Here is a 1,486-nt window from a genome sequence, read left to right on the forward strand (position 1 = left end):
GTGTACGCGGTCGAGCCGGACGGGGTGTTCTTCTCCAACGGTCCCGGTGATCCCGCCACCGCCGACCACCCGGTGGCGCTGATGCGTGCGGTGCTGGAGCGCAGGACGCCGCTGTTCGGCATCTGCTTCGGCAACCAGATCCTGGGCCGCGCGCTGGGCTTTGGCACCTACAAGCTCAAGTACGGCCACCGCGGCATCAACCAGCCGGTCATGGACCGGACCACCGGCAAGGTGGAGGTGACCGCGCACAACCACGGCTTCGCCGTCGACGCGCCGCTGGACGGCCCGGTGGACACGCCGTTCGGCCGGGCCGAGGTCTCCCACGTCTGTCTGAACGACCAGGTGGTGGAGGGGCTGCGGCTGCTGGACCGGCCGGTGTTCTCCGTGCAGTACCACCCGGAGGCGGCCGCGGGTCCGCATGACGCCGCATACCTGTTCGATCGTTTTGTGGAGCTGATGGAGGCCGAGCGTGCCTAAGCGCACCGATATTCAGTCCGTCCTGGTCATCGGCTCCGGTCCGATCGTCATCGGGCAGGCCGCCGAGTTCGACTATTCGGGTACTCAGGCGTGCCGGGTCCTGAAGGCCGAGGGCCTGCGCGTCATCCTGGTGAACTCCAACCCGGCGACGATCATGACTGACCCGGAGATCGCCGACGCCACCTACGTCGAGCCGATCACCCCCGAGTTCGTGGAGAAGATCATCACCAAGGAGCGTCCCGATGCGCTCCTGCCGACGCTGGGCGGTCAGACGGCCCTGAACACGGCGATCTCCCTGCACGAGAACGGTGTCCTCGAGAAGTACGGCGTCGAGCTGATCGGCGCCAAGGTGGAGGCCATCCACAAGGGCGAGGACCGCGAGCAGTTCAAGGAGGTCGTGGAGGAGGTCCGCAAGAAGATCGGGCACGGCGAGTCCGCCCGTTCGGTGATCTGCCACTCCATGGACGACGTCCTCAAGGGCGTGGAGACGCTGGGTGGCTATCCCGTCGTGGTCCGCCCGTCCTTCACCATGGGTGGTGCGGGTTCTGGTTTCGCGCACGACGAGGAGGAGTTGCGCCGTATCGCCGGCCAGGGCCTCACGCTCTCCCCGACCACCGAGGTGCTCCTGGAGGAGTCCATCCTGGGCTGGAAGGAGTACGAGCTGGAGCTGATGCGCGACAAGCACGACAACGTCGTGGTCGTCTGCTCCATCGAGAACTTCGACCCCATGGGCGTGCACACGGGTGATTCGATCACCGTGGCGCCGGCGATGACGCTCACGGACCGCGAGTATCAGATCCTGCGTGATGTGGGGATCGCGGTCATCCGTGAGGTGGGGGTCGACACGGGTGGCTGCAACATCCAGTTCGCGGTGAATCCCGAGGACGGTCGGGTCATCGTCATCGAGATGAATCCGCGGGTGTCGCGTTCTTCCGCTTTGGCGTCGAAGGCGACGGGTTTCCCGATCGCCAAGATCGCTGCGAAGCTCGCCGTCGGCTACACGCTGGAT

The 1,486-nt window shown here is 66.1% G+C and carries 2 protein-coding genes; both read left to right on the top strand.

Annotated elements, in window-relative coordinates:
- The coding region (locus RND61_RS32400) for a glutamine amidotransferase-related protein (RefSeq protein ID WP_315881750.1) at window positions 1–477 on the top strand (477 nt) is incomplete at its 5' end.
- On the top strand, window positions 470–1,486 hold a 1,017-nt coding region (gene carB, locus RND61_RS32405; RefSeq protein WP_315881751.1), incomplete at its 3' end, for a carbamoyl-phosphate synthase large subunit. The genes RND61_RS32400 and carB, both read left to right, overlap by 8 nt.

Origin of the sequence: Streptomyces tamarix, from assembly GCF_032423885.1 — a bacterium.
GTDB classification, from domain to species: domain Bacteria; phylum Actinomycetota; class Actinomycetes; order Streptomycetales; family Streptomycetaceae; genus Streptomyces; species Streptomyces tamarix.